Source organism: Paenibacillus sp. GM1FR (genome assembly GCF_002803315.1).
In the GTDB taxonomy this organism is placed as follows: Bacteria; Bacillota; Bacilli; order Paenibacillales; family Paenibacillaceae; genus Paenibacillus; species Paenibacillus amylolyticus.
Window position 1 is genome coordinate 173,156 of record NZ_MKZL01000066.1, and the last position, 18,346, is coordinate 191,501.

19 protein-coding genes are annotated in these 18,346 nt (G+C 46.0%); 5 read left to right on the plus strand and 14 right to left on the minus strand.

All coding sequences use genetic code 11. The features are described from left to right. Positions 1–48 precede the first annotated feature (48 nt). Together PAEAM_RS30115 and PAEAM_RS30120 are read right to left on the minus strand one after the other, a co-directional pair. Positions 49–1,641 carry a response regulator transcription factor gene (locus PAEAM_RS30115; protein ID WP_100529874.1) on the minus strand — a complete coding sequence of 531 codons (1,593 nt, stop codon included), beginning with the start codon at positions 1,639–1,641 and terminating at the stop codon, positions 49–51. After that, positions 1,616–3,376 carry a sensor histidine kinase gene (locus PAEAM_RS30120; RefSeq protein WP_100529875.1) on the minus strand — a complete coding sequence of 587 codons (1,761 nt, stop codon included), beginning with the start codon at positions 3,374–3,376 and terminating at the stop codon, positions 1,616–1,618. Before PAEAM_RS30120 ends, PAEAM_RS30115 begins: the two co-directional genes overlap by 26 nt. A gap of 315 nt (positions 3,377–3,691) precedes the next feature. On the opposite strand from PAEAM_RS30120, the gene PAEAM_RS30125 reads away from it, so the two are divergent. Continuing rightward, a complete protein-coding gene (locus tag PAEAM_RS30125; RefSeq protein ID WP_036668173.1) occupies positions 3,692–4,612 on the plus strand; it encodes an ABC transporter permease in 921 nt (306 codons plus the stop codon). Between the two features lie 12 nt (positions 4,613–4,624). After that, positions 4,625–5,503 (plus strand): carbohydrate ABC transporter permease, encoded by an 879-nt coding sequence (locus tag PAEAM_RS30130; RefSeq protein ID WP_047841631.1) that lies wholly within the window; start codon positions 4,625–4,627, stop codon positions 5,501–5,503. 45 nt (positions 5,504–5,548) lie between these two features. Here the strand turns inward: PAEAM_RS30130 and PAEAM_RS30135 are convergent, their stop codons facing one another. The 6 genes from PAEAM_RS30135 to PAEAM_RS30160 form a co-directional block, all read right to left on the minus strand. Continuing rightward, positions 5,549–5,740, minus strand: a complete 192-nt coding sequence (locus tag PAEAM_RS30135; RefSeq protein WP_036668104.1) for an aspartyl-phosphate phosphatase Spo0E family protein — start codon at positions 5,738–5,740, stop codon at positions 5,549–5,551. Between the two features lie 247 nt (positions 5,741–5,987). Continuing rightward, on the minus strand, positions 5,988–7,007 hold the full coding sequence (locus PAEAM_RS30140; protein WP_133120501.1) for a hypothetical protein: 1,020 nt from the start codon (positions 7,005–7,007) through the stop codon (positions 5,988–5,990). Positions 7,008–7,030: 23 nt separating this feature from the next. Continuing rightward, positions 7,031–8,029: a C39 family peptidase gene (locus PAEAM_RS30145; RefSeq protein ID WP_243391506.1), complete on the minus strand. Its 999-nt coding sequence runs from the start codon at positions 8,027–8,029 to the stop codon at positions 7,031–7,033. A gap of 28 nt (positions 8,030–8,057) precedes the next feature. After that, complete coding sequence (locus tag PAEAM_RS30150) at positions 8,058–8,978, minus strand: helix-turn-helix transcriptional regulator (RefSeq protein ID WP_100529877.1); 921 nt, start codon at positions 8,976–8,978, stop codon at positions 8,058–8,060. Positions 8,979–9,061: 83 nt separating this feature from the next. Continuing rightward, entirely contained in the window at positions 9,062–9,250 is a 189-nt protein-coding gene (locus PAEAM_RS32430) for a hypothetical protein (protein WP_076253532.1), read from the minus strand. Positions 9,251–9,397: 147 nt separating this feature from the next. Beyond that, positions 9,398–9,721 (minus strand): ArsR/SmtB family transcription factor, encoded by a 324-nt coding sequence (locus PAEAM_RS30160; protein ID WP_036606795.1) that lies wholly within the window; start codon positions 9,719–9,721, stop codon positions 9,398–9,400. A 205-nt stretch (positions 9,722–9,926) separates the two neighbouring features. Between PAEAM_RS30160 and PAEAM_RS30165 the strand changes: the two genes are divergently transcribed. Beyond that, positions 9,927–11,306 carry an MFS transporter gene (locus PAEAM_RS30165; protein ID WP_100529878.1) on the plus strand — a complete coding sequence of 460 codons (1,380 nt, stop codon included), beginning with the start codon at positions 9,927–9,929 and terminating at the stop codon, positions 11,304–11,306. Between the two features lie 196 nt (positions 11,307–11,502). Here PAEAM_RS30165 and PAEAM_RS30170 read toward each other — a convergent pair whose 3' ends face one another. The 6 genes from PAEAM_RS30170 to PAEAM_RS30195 form a co-directional block, all read right to left on the minus strand. Continuing rightward, positions 11,503–12,810 carry an alpha/beta hydrolase family protein gene (locus PAEAM_RS30170; RefSeq protein ID WP_100529879.1) on the minus strand — a complete coding sequence of 436 codons (1,308 nt, stop codon included), beginning with the start codon at positions 12,808–12,810 and terminating at the stop codon, positions 11,503–11,505. 177 nt (positions 12,811–12,987) lie between these two features. Then, positions 12,988–13,416 (minus strand): DUF3021 family protein, encoded by a 429-nt coding sequence (locus tag PAEAM_RS30175; protein WP_100529880.1) that lies wholly within the window; start codon positions 13,414–13,416, stop codon positions 12,988–12,990. A gap of 12 nt (positions 13,417–13,428) precedes the next feature. Beyond that, positions 13,429–13,875 (minus strand): LytTR family DNA-binding domain-containing protein, encoded by a 447-nt coding sequence (locus PAEAM_RS30180; protein ID WP_207765612.1) that lies wholly within the window; start codon positions 13,873–13,875, stop codon positions 13,429–13,431. 306 nt (positions 13,876–14,181) lie between these two features. After that, positions 14,182–14,631, minus strand: a complete 450-nt coding sequence (locus PAEAM_RS30185; RefSeq protein ID WP_100529881.1) for a nuclear transport factor 2 family protein — start codon at positions 14,629–14,631, stop codon at positions 14,182–14,184. 213 nt (positions 14,632–14,844) lie between these two features. Then, positions 14,845–15,252, minus strand: a complete 408-nt coding sequence (locus PAEAM_RS30190; RefSeq protein WP_100529882.1) for an RrF2 family transcriptional regulator — start codon at positions 15,250–15,252, stop codon at positions 14,845–14,847. A gap of 106 nt (positions 15,253–15,358) precedes the next feature. Continuing rightward, complete coding sequence (locus PAEAM_RS30195; protein ID WP_100529883.1) at positions 15,359–16,198, minus strand: helix-turn-helix transcriptional regulator; 840 nt, start codon at positions 16,196–16,198, stop codon at positions 15,359–15,361. 118 nt (positions 16,199–16,316) lie between these two features. Between PAEAM_RS30195 and PAEAM_RS30200 the strand changes: the two genes are divergently transcribed. Further along, positions 16,317–17,321 carry a Gfo/Idh/MocA family protein gene (locus PAEAM_RS30200; RefSeq protein WP_100529884.1) on the plus strand — a complete coding sequence of 335 codons (1,005 nt, stop codon included), beginning with the start codon at positions 16,317–16,319 and terminating at the stop codon, positions 17,319–17,321. A gap of 20 nt (positions 17,322–17,341) precedes the next feature. Next, positions 17,342–18,289 (plus strand): aldo/keto reductase, encoded by a 948-nt coding sequence (locus tag PAEAM_RS30205; RefSeq protein ID WP_100529885.1) that lies wholly within the window; start codon positions 17,342–17,344, stop codon positions 18,287–18,289. Positions 18,290–18,346: the final 57 nt, after the last annotated feature.

The following is an 18,346-nucleotide window of genomic DNA, read 5'->3' on the forward strand; positions in this document are numbered from 1 at the left end:
GCCGGGGAGGCAAACATATATCACAATTTCAATGTTCATATCGATTTGTTAACCGTTCCGAAAATCTTGCGGGGTCAGTCCATAATGTTTGCGGAACACCTGAATGAAATAAGGCGTGTTATTGTACCCCACTTCCTGACCAACTTCATAGATCTTCATCGCCGTATGCTTCAGCAAATGAACCGCACGTTCCATTCTGGAACGGATAATATAATCACTAATGCCCTCACCTGTGGATTGTTTGTACATTTTCGACAGATATACGGGGTGCAAATGCACCTCTCCGGCAATGACTTGTAACGATAAATCCTCGCCAAGATGATGGTCAATCCATTGCTGTACCTGCCGAATCAGCGTTGATCCGGCATCCTGTCCCGCATCGCTTGTGCTCTCTGCCCACTGCTGCATTACAGACCGAGTCCACGTTTCCAGACTACGCAGCGAGATGCCATAACCATCCTTGAGCAACTGCTGGTATTGCTCGCCAAGCACTTCGGTTAACTGCCTTCCTTCCCGATGAGCCATATAGGAGAATGCTGCCGCCAAATAATGAAAAGCCACATACACATGCTCCGGGAACACACTGTTCGACAGTTCGGTAAAGATCTGATCAATCTTACGGTGTGCATCTTCCATGCGCCCCGCTTCCAGTAACGTCGTTAGACCCGGTGGTTCATACAGCGCTGCAAGAGACTTCAACGTGGCCCCATTGGTTCCCGCCGCCGCATTCAGATGTAATCCTTTGCCTGCCTCGGCCTGCTTGCGAAGTGCACTCACAGCTTGATGATATAGCTGCGGCACCTGATCTGGGAAACGCCCCATACGACTAACGGACAGGGAAATGGTCGCGTTCAGATACTGCCTCACACTGTGGATCAACCGCTCTCCAAGTCGGCCCATTAACATTTCCGGTTCGGCCTGAGTTTGTTTGGGACTGGCCATGAAGACCAGATCATCATAGGCATCATCCGTATGGCAGAGATGATAGGTACTGCCGTAGATCTCTTCCACCACATTTGAGATGGCGTACTTCATCAATCGAAACGCTTTATGTGTGGGTTGATGGTCATCATACCGGATGAGCAGCAGTTGCATTTTATCCTGTGGACGGAACCCGATCTCCAGTTGCTCCAGCTTGCCTTCGAGTTCAGCATCCGCAAATTTATGCCCTAACAATACATCCTTCATCAGTTCCGCCCGCTTCTCGGGCAGATGTTCCCTTACCGAATACATGGCCCGCTGATGCAGCAATTGTTTCTCACCCTCCAGGCGAATCTGCACTGCGGCCTGCTGCACGGATTCGATCAGTTCCTCGTCCCGGACCGGCTTGAGCAGATAACTGACTGTCCCATGTTTGAGCGCCTGCTTCGCATAATCGAAGGAAGCATGCCCCGATAAAATAATACATTTTGTCTGTTCCCACTTTTGGCGGATGTGACTGACCAGATCCAGACCGGACATACCCGGCATACGGATATCCGTGATAATAATATGGACCTGATGTGATGCCATATGTTCCAAGGCTTCTTTGACAGAATAGGCTTTGAATACCTGACCAATCCCGTGTTCTCTCCACGGTATGGAGACAGCGATCGACTCTACTGCGGAATGTTCATCATCCACGACCATCAGATTCATCATGCGGTTGTTCCTCCTCAAACCATCGAATTTCTACACTAAGTCCACCATAGGGAATCGCTCCAAAATGAAGCCCCGACGACAGCCTATATCGCGTAACGAGACGCTGGTGCACATTCCATGTGCCTGTTCCAATCTCCTCACCCATCGGTTCATTGATCTCCCGTTCCAATTCGGCAATCTCTTCCGCTGTCAGCGTGACACCATCATTGTCAACAAACAGGCTATATCTTGTATATTTCCGACCCTCAATATGTTCGGGTACCGCCATCCCCGTTACGACGACATGCCCACTGCCCTCCATCGGCTCAATGCCATGGATCACCGCATTCTCTACGATGGGTTGAATGAGCAGTCGCGGAATGTGAAGCAACATCAGTTGCTGCGGTACGGCAATCTCGTAGGTCAGCCGGTTGGTCCGCATCTGTTGAATGGACAAATAATGGTCCAGCAGCCGGATTTCTTCCTCTACTGTCGTCATATCATTCTCGCCCCGCGTAATGTAGCGATAGTAGTCTCCCAGACTTAGCGACATGGCAATAACGGCTTCACGGTTGCCAAGCTGGGTCATATTTTTAATATAAAACAGGCAGTTGTACAGGAAATGCGGATTGATCTGTGATTGCAGATGTTTCAATGTTGCTTCCCGCGAGCGAATACGTTCCTCGTATACCTTCTCGATCAGTTCCTGAATCTGCTCTGCCATATGGTTGAAGCTCTGGGTGAGATACGCGAATTCATCACGAGAGTGATCGACCGGAATCCGTGTGGACAGCTGCCCTTTGCGAATCTGTTGTAGCCCTTTCATCAAGCGATGGATGGGCACCTGAACTTTTCGATACAAAAGCAGTGCGGCCCCGATACTCAGCACGAGCAGTAACAGAATGGAGGTAATAAACATATTTCGGCTCTTGTCCATTGGGGTCAGCAAATCATCCAATACCACAGGGTTCACGTATACCGCTTGCAGTTGTTTGGAGTGCACGTAACTGACCAGATATTGTTTACCGCCCACTTCCAATTGATGATTGCCTTCCCTCTCCGGCCCGTTAAAAGGCATATCACGCATGATCGCTTCGACCAATTCGGTGTCCGCCGTACGGTTCAACAACGGATCGTTACCTGGTACCAGCAAGAAGGGATCTCCGCCCTGCGTTTCTTTAAAATCATCCAACATGGCAACCACGTTCATCGGGTCAAAATTAATCTCCATCACCGTTCGCACGCCTGTATTCATCGGTTTTTCATTCCACTCGTAGTTATCCGTGAAAAAGTAGGTGAAACTCCCCTTCTCCAGCTGCCATTGGCCAGGTTGCGGGAACGTCAACATCTTCTCATCGTAGACCGTCCGGCTGGACATGGTGGATAACACAAGTTCCGCTTGTGGCAGGACAATGGTAATATCGTTCTTCCAGCGGCTGGTGGACTGGTACAACGATAATTTGTCGAGAATATCCAGATAGATACTGTTCTTCTCATATTGGCTGGTGGAGTCCGTCATGTAACGGTAATGCAGGATACTCGGATCTCGCAGCAATGTCAGGCCATACAGCGAGAGCTGCTCGATATTTTTATCCACCTGCGAACTGAAATAATTGAACTGGTTCAGACTCGACTGTTGTTTCTCTTCAACGACCATGTCCACATTTGCCTGGTTCGCGTATGTATACAGCAGCAGAATGGGTACGAGCAGGCAGATTAAGAGAATGACCGTCTTCGCAAATACTGTGAATTTCATCGTTTCACCCTGTCCCTAAATTTGGAGTCGTTCTACACCGAAGTCCTATTTTATATTGAAAGCCCTTACAATTCTATATGATTTTATATTCTCTCGCTTTCCAGTGGCTTGAATCCTCTATTCCCATCAACAAGTTAATATTTCAACATCCGCATTGAAATGTTGTTCTATAGTCCGCCCTTTTCCGTTGCTATAATTCAGTTGCTCCACTCTGTAGAGAGGCTTACTCGCCTCACTTTCAGGGCTGGACGAGATAAAGGAGGGACCCTGATGGCTATCGAACAACCGTTGACAACCAATACGCCGGTGCGAAAAATGACACCCCATCCACGCAAACGTACCCGCTGGAATTTCAAACGCACGTGGCCGCTGCATCTGATGCTGCTGCCCGCTGTACTGCTCACATTACTGTTCGCCTATGTGCCCATGGGCGGCATTATTATTGCTTTTCAAGACTTCAAACCGTGGCTGGGGTTCACTGGATCCAAATGGGTGGGCTGGGATAACTTCAGGTTCATGTTCGAATATCCCGACAGCGTTCAGGTCATCTGGAACACGGTATTGATTGCTTCGATGAAAATCGTGGCCGGACTTGTGGCCCCCGTGGTGTTTGCCATTTTGCTGAATGAGGTTCGAAACTCTACGTTCAAACGTTTCTCACAGACCTTGGTGTATCTGCCCCATTTCCTGTCCTGGGTTGTCCTTGGTGGAATTCTGCTCGACATGTTATCACCGGAAGGTGGGCTGGTAAACCAGGTTTTAGCCGCGGCTGGTGTTGAACCAATCTTCTTTCTGGGAGATGGTGACTGGTTCCGTGTAACGGTAGTTGTCAGTGATGTGTGGAAGGAGTTTGGATTCGGGACAATTGTATTTCTGGCAGCACTTGCGGGTATTAACCCGGCATTGTATGAGGCTTCAGAGGTGGATGGGGCAACACGACTCAGACAGACATTACATATTACCCTGCCTGCGCTCGTGCCGATGATTATCGTGGTAGGTACGTTATCGCTGGGCAATATCCTGAATGCAGGCTTTGACCAGATCTTCAACCTGTACAATCCGCTGGTATATGAAAAAGGCGATATTATCGATACCTTTGTTTACCGGATGGGAATTCTGAATGGCAAAATGAGCTTTGCGACCGCTGTTGGACTATTCAAATCATTTGTCGCAATGTTCCTGGTCATCTCTGCGTACCGGATGGCGTACAAAATCGCTAATTACCGTATTTTCTGAGGAGGAATCAAGGTGTATCACAAAACAACCGGGTACCGTATATTCAATGGTTTTAACCTGATATTCATCGCGGCCGTCTCGATCCTGTGCATCCTGCCGCTGGTCCATATTCTGGCGGTTTCCTTCAGTGGTAAAGCGGCAGCATCCGCCAATCTGGTGACACTATGGCCGATTGATTTTACGGTGGACGCCTATACCAAAACATTTGGTAACAGTAACTTTCTCAGCGCACTCTGGATTTCAGTCCAACGTACCGTTCTTGGCACACTGCTCAGTATGACACTTGTTTTCCTGACGGCTTATCCGTTATCCAAGGAGAGTCTGCACTTTAAAGGACGTTCGTTATATGCGTGGTTTTTCATCTTCACGATGCTGTTCAGCGGGGGATTGATTCCATCCTACATTTTGATCCAAAAGCTTGGATTGATGAATACGATGTGGGCTCTCATTTTGCCGGGAGCGGTGGCTGTCTGGAACCTGATTCTCATGATGAACTTTTTCCGCAACGTGCCAAAAGAGCTGGAAGAAGCCGCATTTATCGATGGAGCCAACCATATTACGACCTTGTTCAAAATCTATCTGCCTGTATCCATGCCCGCCATTGCAACGATCTCTTTATTCACGATGGTAGGTCAGTGGAATTCCTGGTTCGACGGGCTGATCTATATGAATGATGCTTCCAAATATCCACTCGCCACGTTAATGCAGACCATAATTGTACAGCAAGATTTCTCCAACATGAACGTGGATGCAACGCAGCTCCAGAACATGTCTCAACGTACGGTGAACGCAGCTCAGATCTTTATTGGCGCTCTGCCGATCCTGCTCGTATATCCGTTCTTGCAGCGTTTCTTCGTAAAGGGGATTGTGCTCGGGGCGGTAAAAGAGTAAGGCAAACACACGGAATCCCCTCTTGGAATTCTTTGTTCAGAAAGATCATGATTTCAGTTGATTCGAGATCGTTCTCCCGCGAGTTGCATTGTTATATTCATTAATTAACTCATCCAGCACCATGGATTGGCGAATAACCTCCGGATGCCATAGTTCCGGGTATTGACTTGCAATCTGGTAGAGTCTTTGCCGTGCATTCTCGATACATTCCTGAATGGTTTCCGGATTATGTACCATACTCCCGCCCCCTGTTGTCCTTGAATATCATCATCCAAAAAAGACCATCTAATATAATATTCGGAACAAGAGGGGATTTGGATTACCCCAAAATTAAAATTTTGGTTATTTTTTCTTGTAAAAGTTATGATTAGCGTGGATCATATAAGTTGATGTGCATATATGTTCAATACAAATAAACCGGATCGGCTGCGCCTGTCCGGTTTTATTCCTGCTGAGTTTTTCAATTTTCTCTATCATGCTCCAATTATCTTAATCCAACATCCTTAAAACGATTGCCTATCGTCTCTGGAAAGGCACGGTTAATGGCATCAATAGCACGTTGTTCCGTAGCCCCTGCCTTCCGGATAAGCTCAATTACCCTTTGCACACATTCCGGTTCTCTCGAATCCCAAGAGATGAAGTTGTCTATTTCCTCAATGATCATTGTGTACAGGTTTGCGAGTAGCTCATACTCGTCTATGACCTGGTCCATTTGAATGGACAGATGCTTAAGTCCTGCAACATAAGAGGCAATATCCAATCTTGATTTGGCATAATAGCGAAGTACAGTTGCCGCTTGTTCTGCGTCATATGTTCCTGACTGCAAAGCAGCAGCAATAGCGGCATACGCAGCCGCCCCACAGGCATAATCTTGGGGCGGCAGCATATAGTCATGGGTTTCCCATTTGTACACGGCCTGGATTAACGATTCCTTGCAGACTTCCCATAAATCGATAGGTCCACAGGCTTCCAGAACCTGATAATACCAGTAGGGTGTACTGTTCCTCCCAAACGAATCATAGGGCAGACGAATGATTTCATTACCTTTACTTTCACAGATGAATAACACCCGTTCCGCATCATCATATCCAATAACAATGACAAATTGATCGTGCCAGAGAATCGCACCTACGCCCCGGTCAATGGAAGCTTTGATATCCAGCAGAGCCTGCTTCTGATAAAGCGGAAAAGTCGGTTCAAATGAAAATCCACCATGTTGTCCCGTTGTCACACCAATGAAGTCTGCTGCGACAAAGTTCTCTGCCATCCAATTGTATGCGGAGATTGACTCTGTCGTCAGACGCCGATCCACCACTAATCGGAATGCACTTGCTGTCATGCCTGCAATCATGTGGTGTGGCAAAACTGTCCACTGTTTATGTAATAAAATGCGAAACAACGCATCTGTATATGCGCTCACACCGCTCCATGATCTATATTCATCCGCAGAGGTTGGGGCTTGCGGGAAGCGAATCAAGTCCTGCAATACTTTGGCTGCCATCATCCGTCACTCCTTCCTCCCTCATTCTATCGTGCTGAATGTGCCCCCCACCGTGGTACAGTGGACCGTTTACGGTCAGGATACTTCCTGGATATCACTCGAAAATAATCAATAGCCTGCTCTTCCAATGCTTTTGCCTTCACTAGTACCCGTGCTAGATCTTCTGTCGTATCTGGTCGCAAGACACGTCTATTTTCCTGCTGAACTATATATCCTTTTATTTGCTCAATTAACGTCCCAAGCTGTTCATAACATGCATAAGCCTGGTCCAGTTCGTTCCATATCCCTCCAACATCCTGCAAATACATCCTTATTTCAGTTCGAGCATGGCAGAAGGATTCCAAAATATAAGCCGCACCGGATTCATCAAAATCCCCACTCCGTAGGGCCTCCACCCACACATCATATGCCTTTCTACCTGAAGCAATATTCTGATCAGGTAACAGTCGATAGGGAATATCCCAATCCTCAATCGCCAGTCTCAGGGATTCCAGCAGCATCTGTTGTTCAGGGATGCGGACCTGATCACCAAACACCTGACAATACCAAAATCCGGAAAAGTTCAAGCCGAAATTATCATACAACAAAATCTGCGGTTCCTTGCTCCATCCGTCTTGCACATAAAAGATGCGGTCACTGTCATCATATCCATGAATAACACCAAACTCAGGAATCCAGTAAATCACACCATTGCCTTCATCAATACTCCGTCTCACCCAATTCACTGCATCCTGCTGATAATAACCGAACGTGGAATGACGTGTACGTCCCCCATCCCAGATCGTGAATATCCCCAGGTTATCAACTCCGGGACGATGTGCTTCCCCCCATTGTCCATACGCTGTAACCGACATGGGAAGTAGTCTGCGATGTACCGACAGCTTGAAAGCCATGCCCGTATATCCGGCAAGTACAACCTTGGAACCTTGAAACTGGCCTGTATGGGTTAGTATCGCATGCAGACTATCCACGTACGATTTGGACTCCCGCTTCATGATGAGGTTATCTAAAATGTTCTCAGCCAAGGATGGATCTTCTCCTCTCTACACTGGTTTATTCCACGTTTTTCTTACCTTGTATCGCGAGCCTGGCAATTAATCCTTCTGCGCTTTGCTGAAGCTTGCGTCTAAGCCACCCAGGAGACAAAAGTTCCTCCCATTCACTAACAAACAAATGCTGTAAGAAAGCGTCCATGTCATAAAATTCAATTGAATAAATCTGATCTTGCCTAGCCCGAATACGATACCCTTGCCATAGGTCCATTTGCTGCAATTCCTTCAAGCGAACCTCAGCTACAAACGGTTTACGCACAGGCAGTGGTTCTTCCCATCCACCTAAGAGGGTATCTGACTTGTACTCAAATCTCTCATCCAAGATCGATACATGAACAATGCCCTCCAAACGAATGGCCACTTGCTGTACAGGGTCTGCTTCATAACCCACCACGTAATCGGCGTTAAACTGGGATATCATCTTTAATGGACACAAGGAAAACTGCCGTTCTCCATCGTGATCCCTGTAATGAATATGTACTCTGCGCAAGTCAGTTATGGCATGGGACAATAATTCAAAGAATTGCAGTTGCTTCGGTTGCGCCGAAAATACCGGAAGCTCGCTACTTCCCATCTGTTGTTCCTCCAACGTAAAACGCTCCAGCAAATGCGCTACACGTTTCACCGCGTCCGATTGATCATAATCGTAATGCCGGTAACGATGCGCCAGATATTTCAGCACACGCTGCTCTTCTTCGGTCATATACAAATGGGGCAATCGAAAAGTCTGATCCTCATAACAATAGCCCCGATATTTTGCCATATACACCAAAGGGGCTCGCAAGGAACTTGCCATATATTCAATATCACGCTGAGCCTGACGACGGGAGATTTCAAATTCACGGGCAAGCCAGCTGCTATTCGGAAAACGTCCACCCCGAATCTGTTCGTCAAACCAGTGAATCCGATGCATGTTACTCATCTTCCCGCCCCCATCTCATCCATTCATAATATATTCGATTATATCAAAAGACATGGCCCGTTCCGAAGAACAGGCCAGTTATGTTATACATGTGCCTTATCCACTCTGGATTGCACGGCTTTGGAGCATTTCTTGCATACTTTCAGACTTGTACCGTCTGTTTTTGTTTGCGTATACAACAATTTAATTCGGGTACTGCTACACACCGGGCATGTTCCCCGGCCCCTGGAAGGAAGACTCCACAAAACGCGTCCTCTTTTAGTTTTTGCCAATGGTGTGAACCTCTTTTCGATATGGTTTGTGTGTTCACCGTTATTATATAGGGCCTGGTACGACACAGAATGTCGCATCAGTATTAGAGGTTGTGCAGTAATAGAAAATAAAAATGTCCTCTCTTCGACCTGAAGAAAGGACAACATTTAGGAAGGATCTGTGCTCGACTGAGCTGCGGCCTGCAATAACGGTTGCAGGAGTCCTGGAAAGCGCGTTTCCAAATCATCGGATCGCAGGGTGAGAAAATGCTGTGTACCCTGCACTCTGACCCGAATGACTCCAGCTTCTCGCAGGGTCCGAATGTGATGCGACATCGTTGACTTCACAACAGGTGCATGAAAATGACTGCACGGCTGCTCCCCGCTTCTCGCTGCTTCGGCAACAATCCCAAGACGGGTCGGGTCGCTTAATGCGTACAATACGGAGGAAAGTTCAATATCTGATACTTGTGGATGATGTAAAATCTTCATATTGTAGTCTCCTTTTTTCAGACTATCCATTGTATTTTAACACAGATCCATGATATATTTCTAATGTTCGACACTAATCGAACTTTAATGATTTCGTTATGTAACCCCTGCTGTTAGGCACGGGATTGACATCATACTACATTTTGCAAATGTTACACACCGTTTCTGAAATGTTGCGAAATACACATCACTCTAGGAGGTTTTTATGAACAACACCGCAACCGCATCATCAGGGGAACGGACCGGAATACAGGAAGGTTTAATTGTAAGCTTGCTTGGCTTCACCGTTGTACTCGTTGTGATGAATACAATGATGTTTAATCTGGCCCTGCCCAAAATTGCAGCCGAATTTATGCTTACATCCGTCGCTTCCTCATGGATAGTTACAGGGTATTCTATTGTATTTGCCATTTCTTCGATTACGTTCTCACGTCTATCGGATTTCATACCTATTCGTACATTATTCACGACCGGGCTTACGTTACTTGGTGCGGCATCCGTTCTCGGGTTCTTCAGTAATCATTTCATCATTTTGCTCATTGCACGTCTGATCCAGGCTGCGGGTGCTGCATCGGTTCCGGGGCTTGCCATTGTGCTGATTACCCGGTACATTCCACATGATCGCCGGGGTAAATCGATGGCTGTCATCATGTCCGCGAGTTCACTGGGGCTTGGACTTGGTCCCGTCATTGGCGGAAGTATTACTCAGTTTCTGGGATGGCATGATCTGTTTATCGTTACGGGATTAACGTTATTCTTGATTCCTGTATTCTTCAAACTGCTCCCGCGGGAAACACCGCAAAAAGGTTCATTTGACCTGCTGGGTGCCGTGCTTCTCGCCATCGGTACTACCGGTGTGTTGTTATTCCTGACTTCCCGTCAGTGGTACACGCTTGTTATCGGTGCTGCGGCACTGCTTCTGTTCTGGTTCCGAATTCGGCGCGCGGCAGATCCGTTTGTTCAACCTGCTTTGTTTAAAGACAAAAAATATATGATGCTCAGCTCGCTGGGGATTGTATCGTACATCAATAACTTCTCAACGTTGTTCCTGTTACCTCAAATTTTAGCGCATCTATATGGACTGACACCTGCTCAATCGGGACTCGTCATCTTCCCGGGTGCAGTTGTGTCTATGCTGCTGTCCAACCGGATCGGCCGTATGATTGACCGACATGGCAATACGTTGCTGCTGAAGTTTGCACCATGGCTGCTACTGGCAGCTGCCGGACTGTTCGCCTTATTTGCAGACAATAACATCTACGCCATTATGGCTGTCTATGTCTTGCTCAGCGTAGGCTTCTCTTCCCTAACCACCAGCGTGTCCAATGAATTGTCTGGAAATCTGACTATGGATCAGGTGGGCGCAGGTATGGGGCTGTTCCAACTCAGTCAGTTCTTCAGCGGTGCTTTCAGTGTTGCTGTTACTGGCGTAGCATTAACGGCGATGCAGAATATGCCACTGTCCTCAGCGTACACCAATATTTTCTGGGGTATGACTGTAGTCGCACTGGCATCGGTTATTTTCTCTCAGGTGTATCTGAGAATGCAGTCACGGAAAGTCACGAAAACAAGTCATCAGATCTAATATCATAACCTGTTATATCGCTATCAAACCCAAGAAACCAGGTAAGGGCCACGACGGTCCAGACCTGGTTTTTCAATGTATATCAAAAAGGATCGTCAGCATTTCTGCAACGATCCGTATTGTCACTCCTCTAGTTGACAACAGCTCTGCTAATCAATCTGACCGGCTTCCTTCTTGTCTTTTATTGAACTAGTACTCAATACGTCGCTTTTGGAGCAAACTGACCTTGATTCTTTAGAGCATAGTCAAAAAAACGAAGGATGAGTTCATTTTGAGTTTCAATCGCGTAATATTTATCTATATTTGCTTTTCTGCCTTCATGCAACAGGTCTGCCAATATAGGCGAGAATAAAGGTAGATCGGTTAAACTTAAATGTTTTGCGCCTTTAAAATGAACGTTGTATGCATCTTTAAAATTTTCATTCGAAATACGATTCGCGATATACGGAGGACTGCTGTAGAGCTGTATCCACACATCATCCGAATAAACGTTTAGAAGCGGGATGGTGAAAGCTTCGGATTTTGCATTTATTTCGTTCGTAACTTTATCATACACAAGCTCGCTAAAGAACGGAGCATCTATATTTACTACGGCGTTAATGTCATCGCGTTCTCTGCTCAGTGCCACGCTTGCTGCACCCCCCATAGAATGACCGAAGACACCTATTTTCTGTGTATCGATGCGTCCATATACAGAATCTTTCTTTTGCTCGGCTTGTTCCAGAATCGTATCCATGACAAAACTCATATCATCCGTTCTCAATTTCATCCATTTTTGAGTAAGCTCGTAAAACTCACCAAGTGAATAAACCCCATCTTTATTTGCATTGTTGACTTCTTGCATGTATTCGGGATTAATCGTCACGACTTTTCCATCCTCGGAAACGGTATAAAATGAATGATAGGGATGGTCAATCGAAACGACGAAATAACCATGGCTCGCAAGTTCTGTAAAGGTAGAAGTGTTGCTTGCTTTAATACCGAATGCTCCATGGGAGAACACAAGCAAAGGATAGGTTACGTCTGCCTGTTCAGGATACCAAAATTCCACGTTAACAGACCGCTTGTCTTTCTGATCCGTAAATTCTTCGATTCGATTCTTGTCCATATAGCTGTATGTGGCAGTAGTCACTACATACGGACCTGTCACTCGCGGCAACCTAAACTGTGGAAAAAGTAAAACAGGAACAAGGGTAACAACTACGGTCAGTGTTAACAGAAGGGACTTCCATATCGTAGAGATCGCTTTGTAACGTGCTGGGTTTGTTTGTTTGCGCAGAAGTGCAACTATTTCCTTGAACGCTAATATTAAGAGCAAGCATGCAAACAGCCCCCAAGTGTACTCCCATACGACAACCTTCCCCAAGCTTAGCATCATGAATCCTATAAACATTGCGATTCTCGTCCAACTCTTTATCTTGCTGCGGCTTTGCTTGGTTGCAATGGAATAAACCGCAATTGCCAGCTCAGAGACCAAAGTAACGACAAGTATTAAAATCTCCATAAGGCTTCTCTACTCCTCCTCCAACTTTTTATGAGTTCATCATAATAAATGGCAGAGCAGGTGTATACGCATAAACGATAAGCTGTAGCTGAGAGCCAATAAGTTGTAAAAACAACGCAATGAAGTGTACTTACGCTGCAAATACGACTTTATTTAGGAGCAGTTTGTGTATATCTTCTAAACCTTATTTTTAAATGTTTGTAGTCTTTCATTGATCTTTTCAGCTTCCTTTTTGTCATTCTTATACGTTAGTAGGCGAAGGATAGCGTATACTGTGGCAATTTGCAAAGCCAATAATAGTATACTGAAAGTACCGTTTACAAGATTCAATATGACAGCCAGAGAAATTAATAGGGCTTCCAGAAAAAAGAAATGTAAAATCACTCGGAGGCGCATTTTATTCTCGCTAATCGCATGCGGCGTATATAAAATAATTCCGGTCAAAGTACCCAGAAAAGAGAAAGCCATAATTGTAAAAATAGTCTGTAATTCGAAACTTGCATCAGGAGCATAGATTTGCCGTAAAATAGCGATGATTATCATTATAGAAGCGAATATAATTAAGAAATCTCTAATCATTTCTTTTATGAGCTCGGAATACTTCATATAGGTCCCCTTTTATAATCCAAGTATGTGTTTAAGCGTTGGCACATACTGCCGTGATATGACTACCTTCTCCCCATTATCCAATATTGCTTGAAAACGGCCACTGATGGACGGGTGAACACTGGAAATCTTAGCTATATTTAGAATAGTGGATTTGGAGGCCCGAAAACAATGTTTCTCTTGGCAAAGTTCCTCCAGTTCATAAAGCTTTTGTTTGACCTCATGAACGGTGTTCTTACAATACGCAAACACTTTTCCGTCAACAGCTTCAAAATAATAAATATCACTAATTTTGATGCGGCTAATCTTATCTTCATGATAGCCAAGTATCATGAGCGTTTCGGTTTTTACTTTATTAACGAGCTCATGTATTTTTTCGTCTACTTGGTGACACCTGATGCGGATCTCCTCTTCTTCTGTGTGGTCTATTACTTCAATGAAAATTTTTATAAATATCACCCTCGAAAATTCGAATTAAAACTTGTTAACATTTATAACGTGAATCATATAACGAAAAAGCGTAAGCTTCCACTTAAATAACTTAATTCCATACATAGGACATTTCCCAGTGGAAGATGACGAACTACGAAGCCCAATTGGTCGAGAGCCCGTCTGGGAGCGCGCCTTCTAGGGCTCGTCGCCCTTTGTATTCATTCCACTGACCTTTCACACAGAAGCAAAATACAAAACAACCCCAAGGACGCATCATCGTGCTCCTTAGGGCTTCTATTAGTAATAATTTTTTCTTCTCTAATAATTTATCTACTATTCAAACAGGTCCAAACGAAGACGTTGCAGACTTGTATGTTTGATGTACCACTGACCGTCGATTTTGACAAAAGTCTCGTGGTAGTGCCCAAACCCGTGGAAAGATTTGTTCTCATTGCCCTCCGGAAACGTGACCCAATCTTCCATTGGGGAGATGACCTTTGCTTCGTTCTCAGATACAAATTCAACTTCGGCGCTATGTACATGATGCACGGTTACGGCAACATCCACCAGATCACGGAATACTTGTACGATCGTATCACGGCCTGTTAATACCGGAATTGGATTGCCTTCCGTGCTGAAATCGGCCACTGCATCCGGAGCAAACACATCACCCAAGGTATCCCACTGCTTCGTATCAATATAGCGGCAATAACGTGCCTTGGTATTCCGAATATTTTCCAGCGCGAGCAATTGTTCCAGTCCTGTAATCGTTGATTGGCTCATGTGTTGTCCCTCCAGAGATGTAAAATGTGATGTAAGATTAGGATCATGTATGTATGCATACTATACCTTCCTTATTGTACCATTCGCCTTCTATTAGGTACAACGATACAAAAAAATCTTTCCTTACCTCTCGCGAGGTTGGGGAAAGATCTGGATATACCTATGTTCCAGACGAGTTAACCACGTCGATTGAAGTTCACTTCTATCTGCAAGTTACAGGGAATGTGCACCCTTCATCTGGGAAGCCAGTTCCGACATTTTTTTATTGTTCAAAAAACTTTCCATCTCTTCTTCCGCCTGCACCATCACCTGCTGGATCAAACAGCCTGCGTTATGATTCTGGGAACATTCGAACAGGGACGCCTGACCTTCAATCGCATGAATGATCTCCAGGAAAGAAGGATCCGGATTTTTACGACTAAGCCGGTAGCCACCATTGGCGCCAGAAGTTGATTCGATCATGCCCGCCTTAACCAATTTGGTCAATATTTTGGACAGATAGGTTGGTGATACCTTCTGCAATTCTGCAAGTTGGTGTACACTAATAAGCTGCTCAGGGGCAGTGCTTACAAGATGAAGCATCGTATGCAAAGCATAATTTGTCGCTTTTGAATATTTCATGAGGGCACCTCATTATATACGGATTTAATTTATCCATAATAGACTTGATTGAGCTCTGTGTCAAACCACTATACCTCAAGCGCTGGCAACATCGAAAGGATACGGGTTAATTGTGATACAATCCGCGGTAATCCGTAGGTGTCATCCCCTCATGGGCCATGAACTGGCGGTTAAAATAACTGGCATTGGGATACCCCGCTTCCTCCGCGATTTGTCCAATGTTGGCCGTAGGCCGTTCGAGTAACCATTGCTTCGCCATCTGTAGTCGTGAACGAGTGATAAATTCCATCGGCGTCATCTCCACAGCACTCTTGAACATTTTGCAAAAGTAATACGAACTCACACCTGCGAGATCCGCCCAATCCTGTAACAGGAAAGGTTGACAGGCCTCCTGCTGCATCTGTGGAAGAAGTGCAAGAACCCGACTCTCCGCCTTACTTGTGGTACGTGTGCTCTTTAAAGGTACTGCATGCTGCACGAACTCGGCGAGTACGGCATAGGTCAGTGTGGATAGCTGAGCCGGACGCAGCATGGTGTTCTGTTCCGCTTCAGTGAGCAAGGCCAGATGAGCCTCTTCCCAAGAGTTGCGTTGCCGCAGTGTCCACAATAGATTGCGATGTAACCCCCGCTCGATCATATAATCATGCAGACGTTCACCATAAAAATGAACCCATCGTACATCCCATGGATCATCTTCACTACTATAATAATGCTGCCGCTGTTGCGGAAAATAGAGAAACGCCTGACCTGCGCGAAGCTCATGCACCACCCCGTCCACTTCCACATATCCCTTGCCCGAAGCGACGTAGTGAATATTAAAGTTGTTCAGTGCGCCGGCCTCACGCAACACGGCATGCTGGACGTGGTCCATATAATGTCCAACGGACTCGGGATAACAAAAATATGGAATATCCTGCAGAGTAAGCAATACGGTTTGTCTCATCATAGCCGGTTCTCCTCGATCAACAATATTGTGTTAACTAACTTCAATATATTATCATTTTAATTCATTGATCTATTCTTTATAATCACAATATACATTCATAAACGGGAGGATACAACACATGAATTCAGTTCAAAAATTGCGTTGGGGCATTCTTGGTAGCGCTAGCATTGCTGTGGAATCCGTCATTCCAGGCCTGCAGCAATCCGAGTTAAATGAAGTAACCGCGATTGCCAGTCGAGACGAAGATAAAGCCAAACAGACGGCCGAGAAACTTGGGATCGACAAGGCTTATGGCAGTTATGAAGCTTTGCTCGCTGATGATTCCATCGATGCCGTATATATCCCACTGCCGAATCATCTTCATCGAGAATGGACGATCCGGGCTGCTGAAGCAGGCAAACATATTTTGTGCGAGAAACCACTGGCTCTGACAGAACAGGAAGCTCAGGAGATGGTTCAAGCTTGTGAAGATGCAGGTGTGCATCTGGCTGAAGCATTCATGTACCGCCATCATCCAAGATATGAGCAGATCCGAGATATCATTGCCAGCGGTGAGATTGGTGAGATTCGTGGTATGCACAGCACATTTTCATTTAATAACTCCAATGCATCCGGCAATGTCCGCTTTCGGCGGGATTGGGGCGGAGGTGCACTGTATGATATCGGATGTTATTCCATCAGCGTAGCACGCCTGCTGCTTGGTCAAGAACCAAGTGCAGCCACTGTTATTGGCATGTTCTCCCCAGAGCATGATCAGGTCGATATGATGGCCTCAGGACTGCTGGAATTCGATAATCACATCGGCGTGACGTTTGACAGCAGCATGTGGGCAGCCTTCCGCAACACATTGGAGGTATTGGGATCCAACGGGATTATTGAAGTCCCTTCGGCATTTATCAGCGGACAGGACCGCAGTTCCAACTTCTATGTAACGGCTGGTGGTGAACGCAGAGAGATTGAAGTCCCGCAAGTGAACCACTACTCTCTACAGGGAGATGATATGGCACGTGCTGTACTTCAGGGCAAGGATCTGCGCTTCGCCCCTTCCGATGCCGTAGCTAATATGAAAGTACTGGAAGCTTGCCTTCGTTCAGCGGAAGAACGTACACGAATTACACTATAATTGAGAGGATGAACTGACTTATGGAATATATCGAAATTGCTGGTGCAGGTAAACGTGTCTCCAGATTGATTAAAGGAACCGATTATTTCGTGCATAATGCCTACGATAAAGCAGCTACGAACATGGATGCTTTTCTGTCGATTGGCGGTAACACTGTAGATACAGCACATATCTATTGTGGTGGACAGAGTGAAGAAGTCCTTGGTCGTTACATGAAGGAACGTGGTAACCGCGACCAGATCGTCATTCTCACCAAAGGCGCGCATCATGACCAGAATGGGCCACGTGTGAACGCTGATGCCATCCGCAGTGACTTGATGGAAAGTCTGGAGCGTCTTCAGACAGATCACGTAGAGATGTATGCCTTGCACCGCGATGATCCCAATACCCCTGTCAGTGTTATTCTTGAAGCACTGAACGAACATATTGAATCCGGCAAAATCGGCGCAATTGGCGCATCCAACTGGACCTGGCAGCGGCTCGAGGAAGCCAATGCATACGCTGCGGCAAATGGACTGAAGGGCTTCACATTCAGCAGCCCAAATCTCAGTCTCGCCAAAGCAAACGAACCTTTCTGGGAAGGCTGTGTGTCAGCAGATGCAGAGACGCTGGCATGGCATGAGCAAACCAAACTACCATTGCTATCCTGGTCCTCCCAAGCACGTGGTTTCTTCACTGGAAGATTCACACCTGAAGTTCGGGATAACGAAGATCTGGTGCGTGTATTCTACAGTGATGATAACTGGGAACGGTTGCATCGGGCTGAACAATTGGCTAATTCAAAGAAAACATCACCCATTCAAATTGCACTCGCTTATGTATTGAATCAGACGTTCCCAACCTGTGCGCTGATCGGAGCCCAGAATCAGGCAGAACTGCTCTCCTGTGACGAAGGATCACGCATCACGCTTACTCCTGCTGAAATCGCATGGTTGGATCTGGGCAGTGATGTACCGGCTGGCATCTAAAGAAAATTAATCATTCCATCATTAATTTTGATGACTCTAAAGAGCTGATATTACGCG

Coding starts and splice junctions, on each gene's coding strand:
- PAEAM_RS30150 (WP_100529877.1), bottom strand. CDS start 8,978: ATGAGTAACATGCATCGGATTCACTGGTTTGACGAACAGATTCGGGGT.
- PAEAM_RS30115 (WP_100529874.1), bottom strand. CDS start 1,641: ATGATGAATCTGATGGTCGTGGATGATGAACATTCCGCAGTAGAGTCG.
- PAEAM_RS30175 (WP_100529880.1), bottom strand. CDS start 13,416: ATGAAGTATTCCGAGCTCATAAAAGAAATGATTAGAGATTTCTTAATT.
- PAEAM_RS30160 (WP_036606795.1), bottom strand. CDS start 9,721: ATGAAGATTTTACATCATCCACAAGTATCAGATATTGAACTTTCCTCC.
- PAEAM_RS30195 (WP_100529883.1), bottom strand. CDS start 16,198: ATGATGAGACAAACCGTATTGCTTACTCTGCAGGATATTCCATATTTT.
- PAEAM_RS30200 (WP_100529884.1), top strand. CDS start 16,317: ATGAATTCAGTTCAAAAATTGCGTTGGGGCATTCTTGGTAGCGCTAGC.
- PAEAM_RS30135 (WP_036668104.1), bottom strand. CDS start 5,740: ATGGTACATAATCCGGAAACCATTCAGGAATGTATCGAGAATGCACGG.
- PAEAM_RS30190 (WP_100529882.1), bottom strand. CDS start 15,252: ATGAAATATTCAAAAGCGACAAATTATGCTTTGCATACGATGCTTCAT.
- PAEAM_RS30205 (WP_100529885.1), top strand. CDS start 17,342: ATGGAATATATCGAAATTGCTGGTGCAGGTAAACGTGTCTCCAGATTG.
- PAEAM_RS30140 (WP_133120501.1), bottom strand. CDS start 7,007: ATGATGGCAGCCAAAGTATTGCAGGACTTGATTCGCTTCCCGCAAGCC.
- PAEAM_RS30170 (WP_100529879.1), bottom strand. CDS start 12,810: ATGGAGATTTTAATACTTGTCGTTACTTTGGTCTCTGAGCTGGCAATT.
- PAEAM_RS30165 (WP_100529878.1), top strand. CDS start 9,927: ATGAACAACACCGCAACCGCATCATCAGGGGAACGGACCGGAATACAG.
- PAEAM_RS30125 (WP_036668173.1), top strand. CDS start 3,692: ATGACACCCCATCCACGCAAACGTACCCGCTGGAATTTCAAACGCACG.
- PAEAM_RS30185 (WP_100529881.1), bottom strand. CDS start 14,631: ATGAGCCAATCAACGATTACAGGACTGGAACAATTGCTCGCGCTGGAA.
- PAEAM_RS30120 (WP_100529875.1), bottom strand. CDS start 3,376: ATGAAATTCACAGTATTTGCGAAGACGGTCATTCTCTTAATCTGCCTG.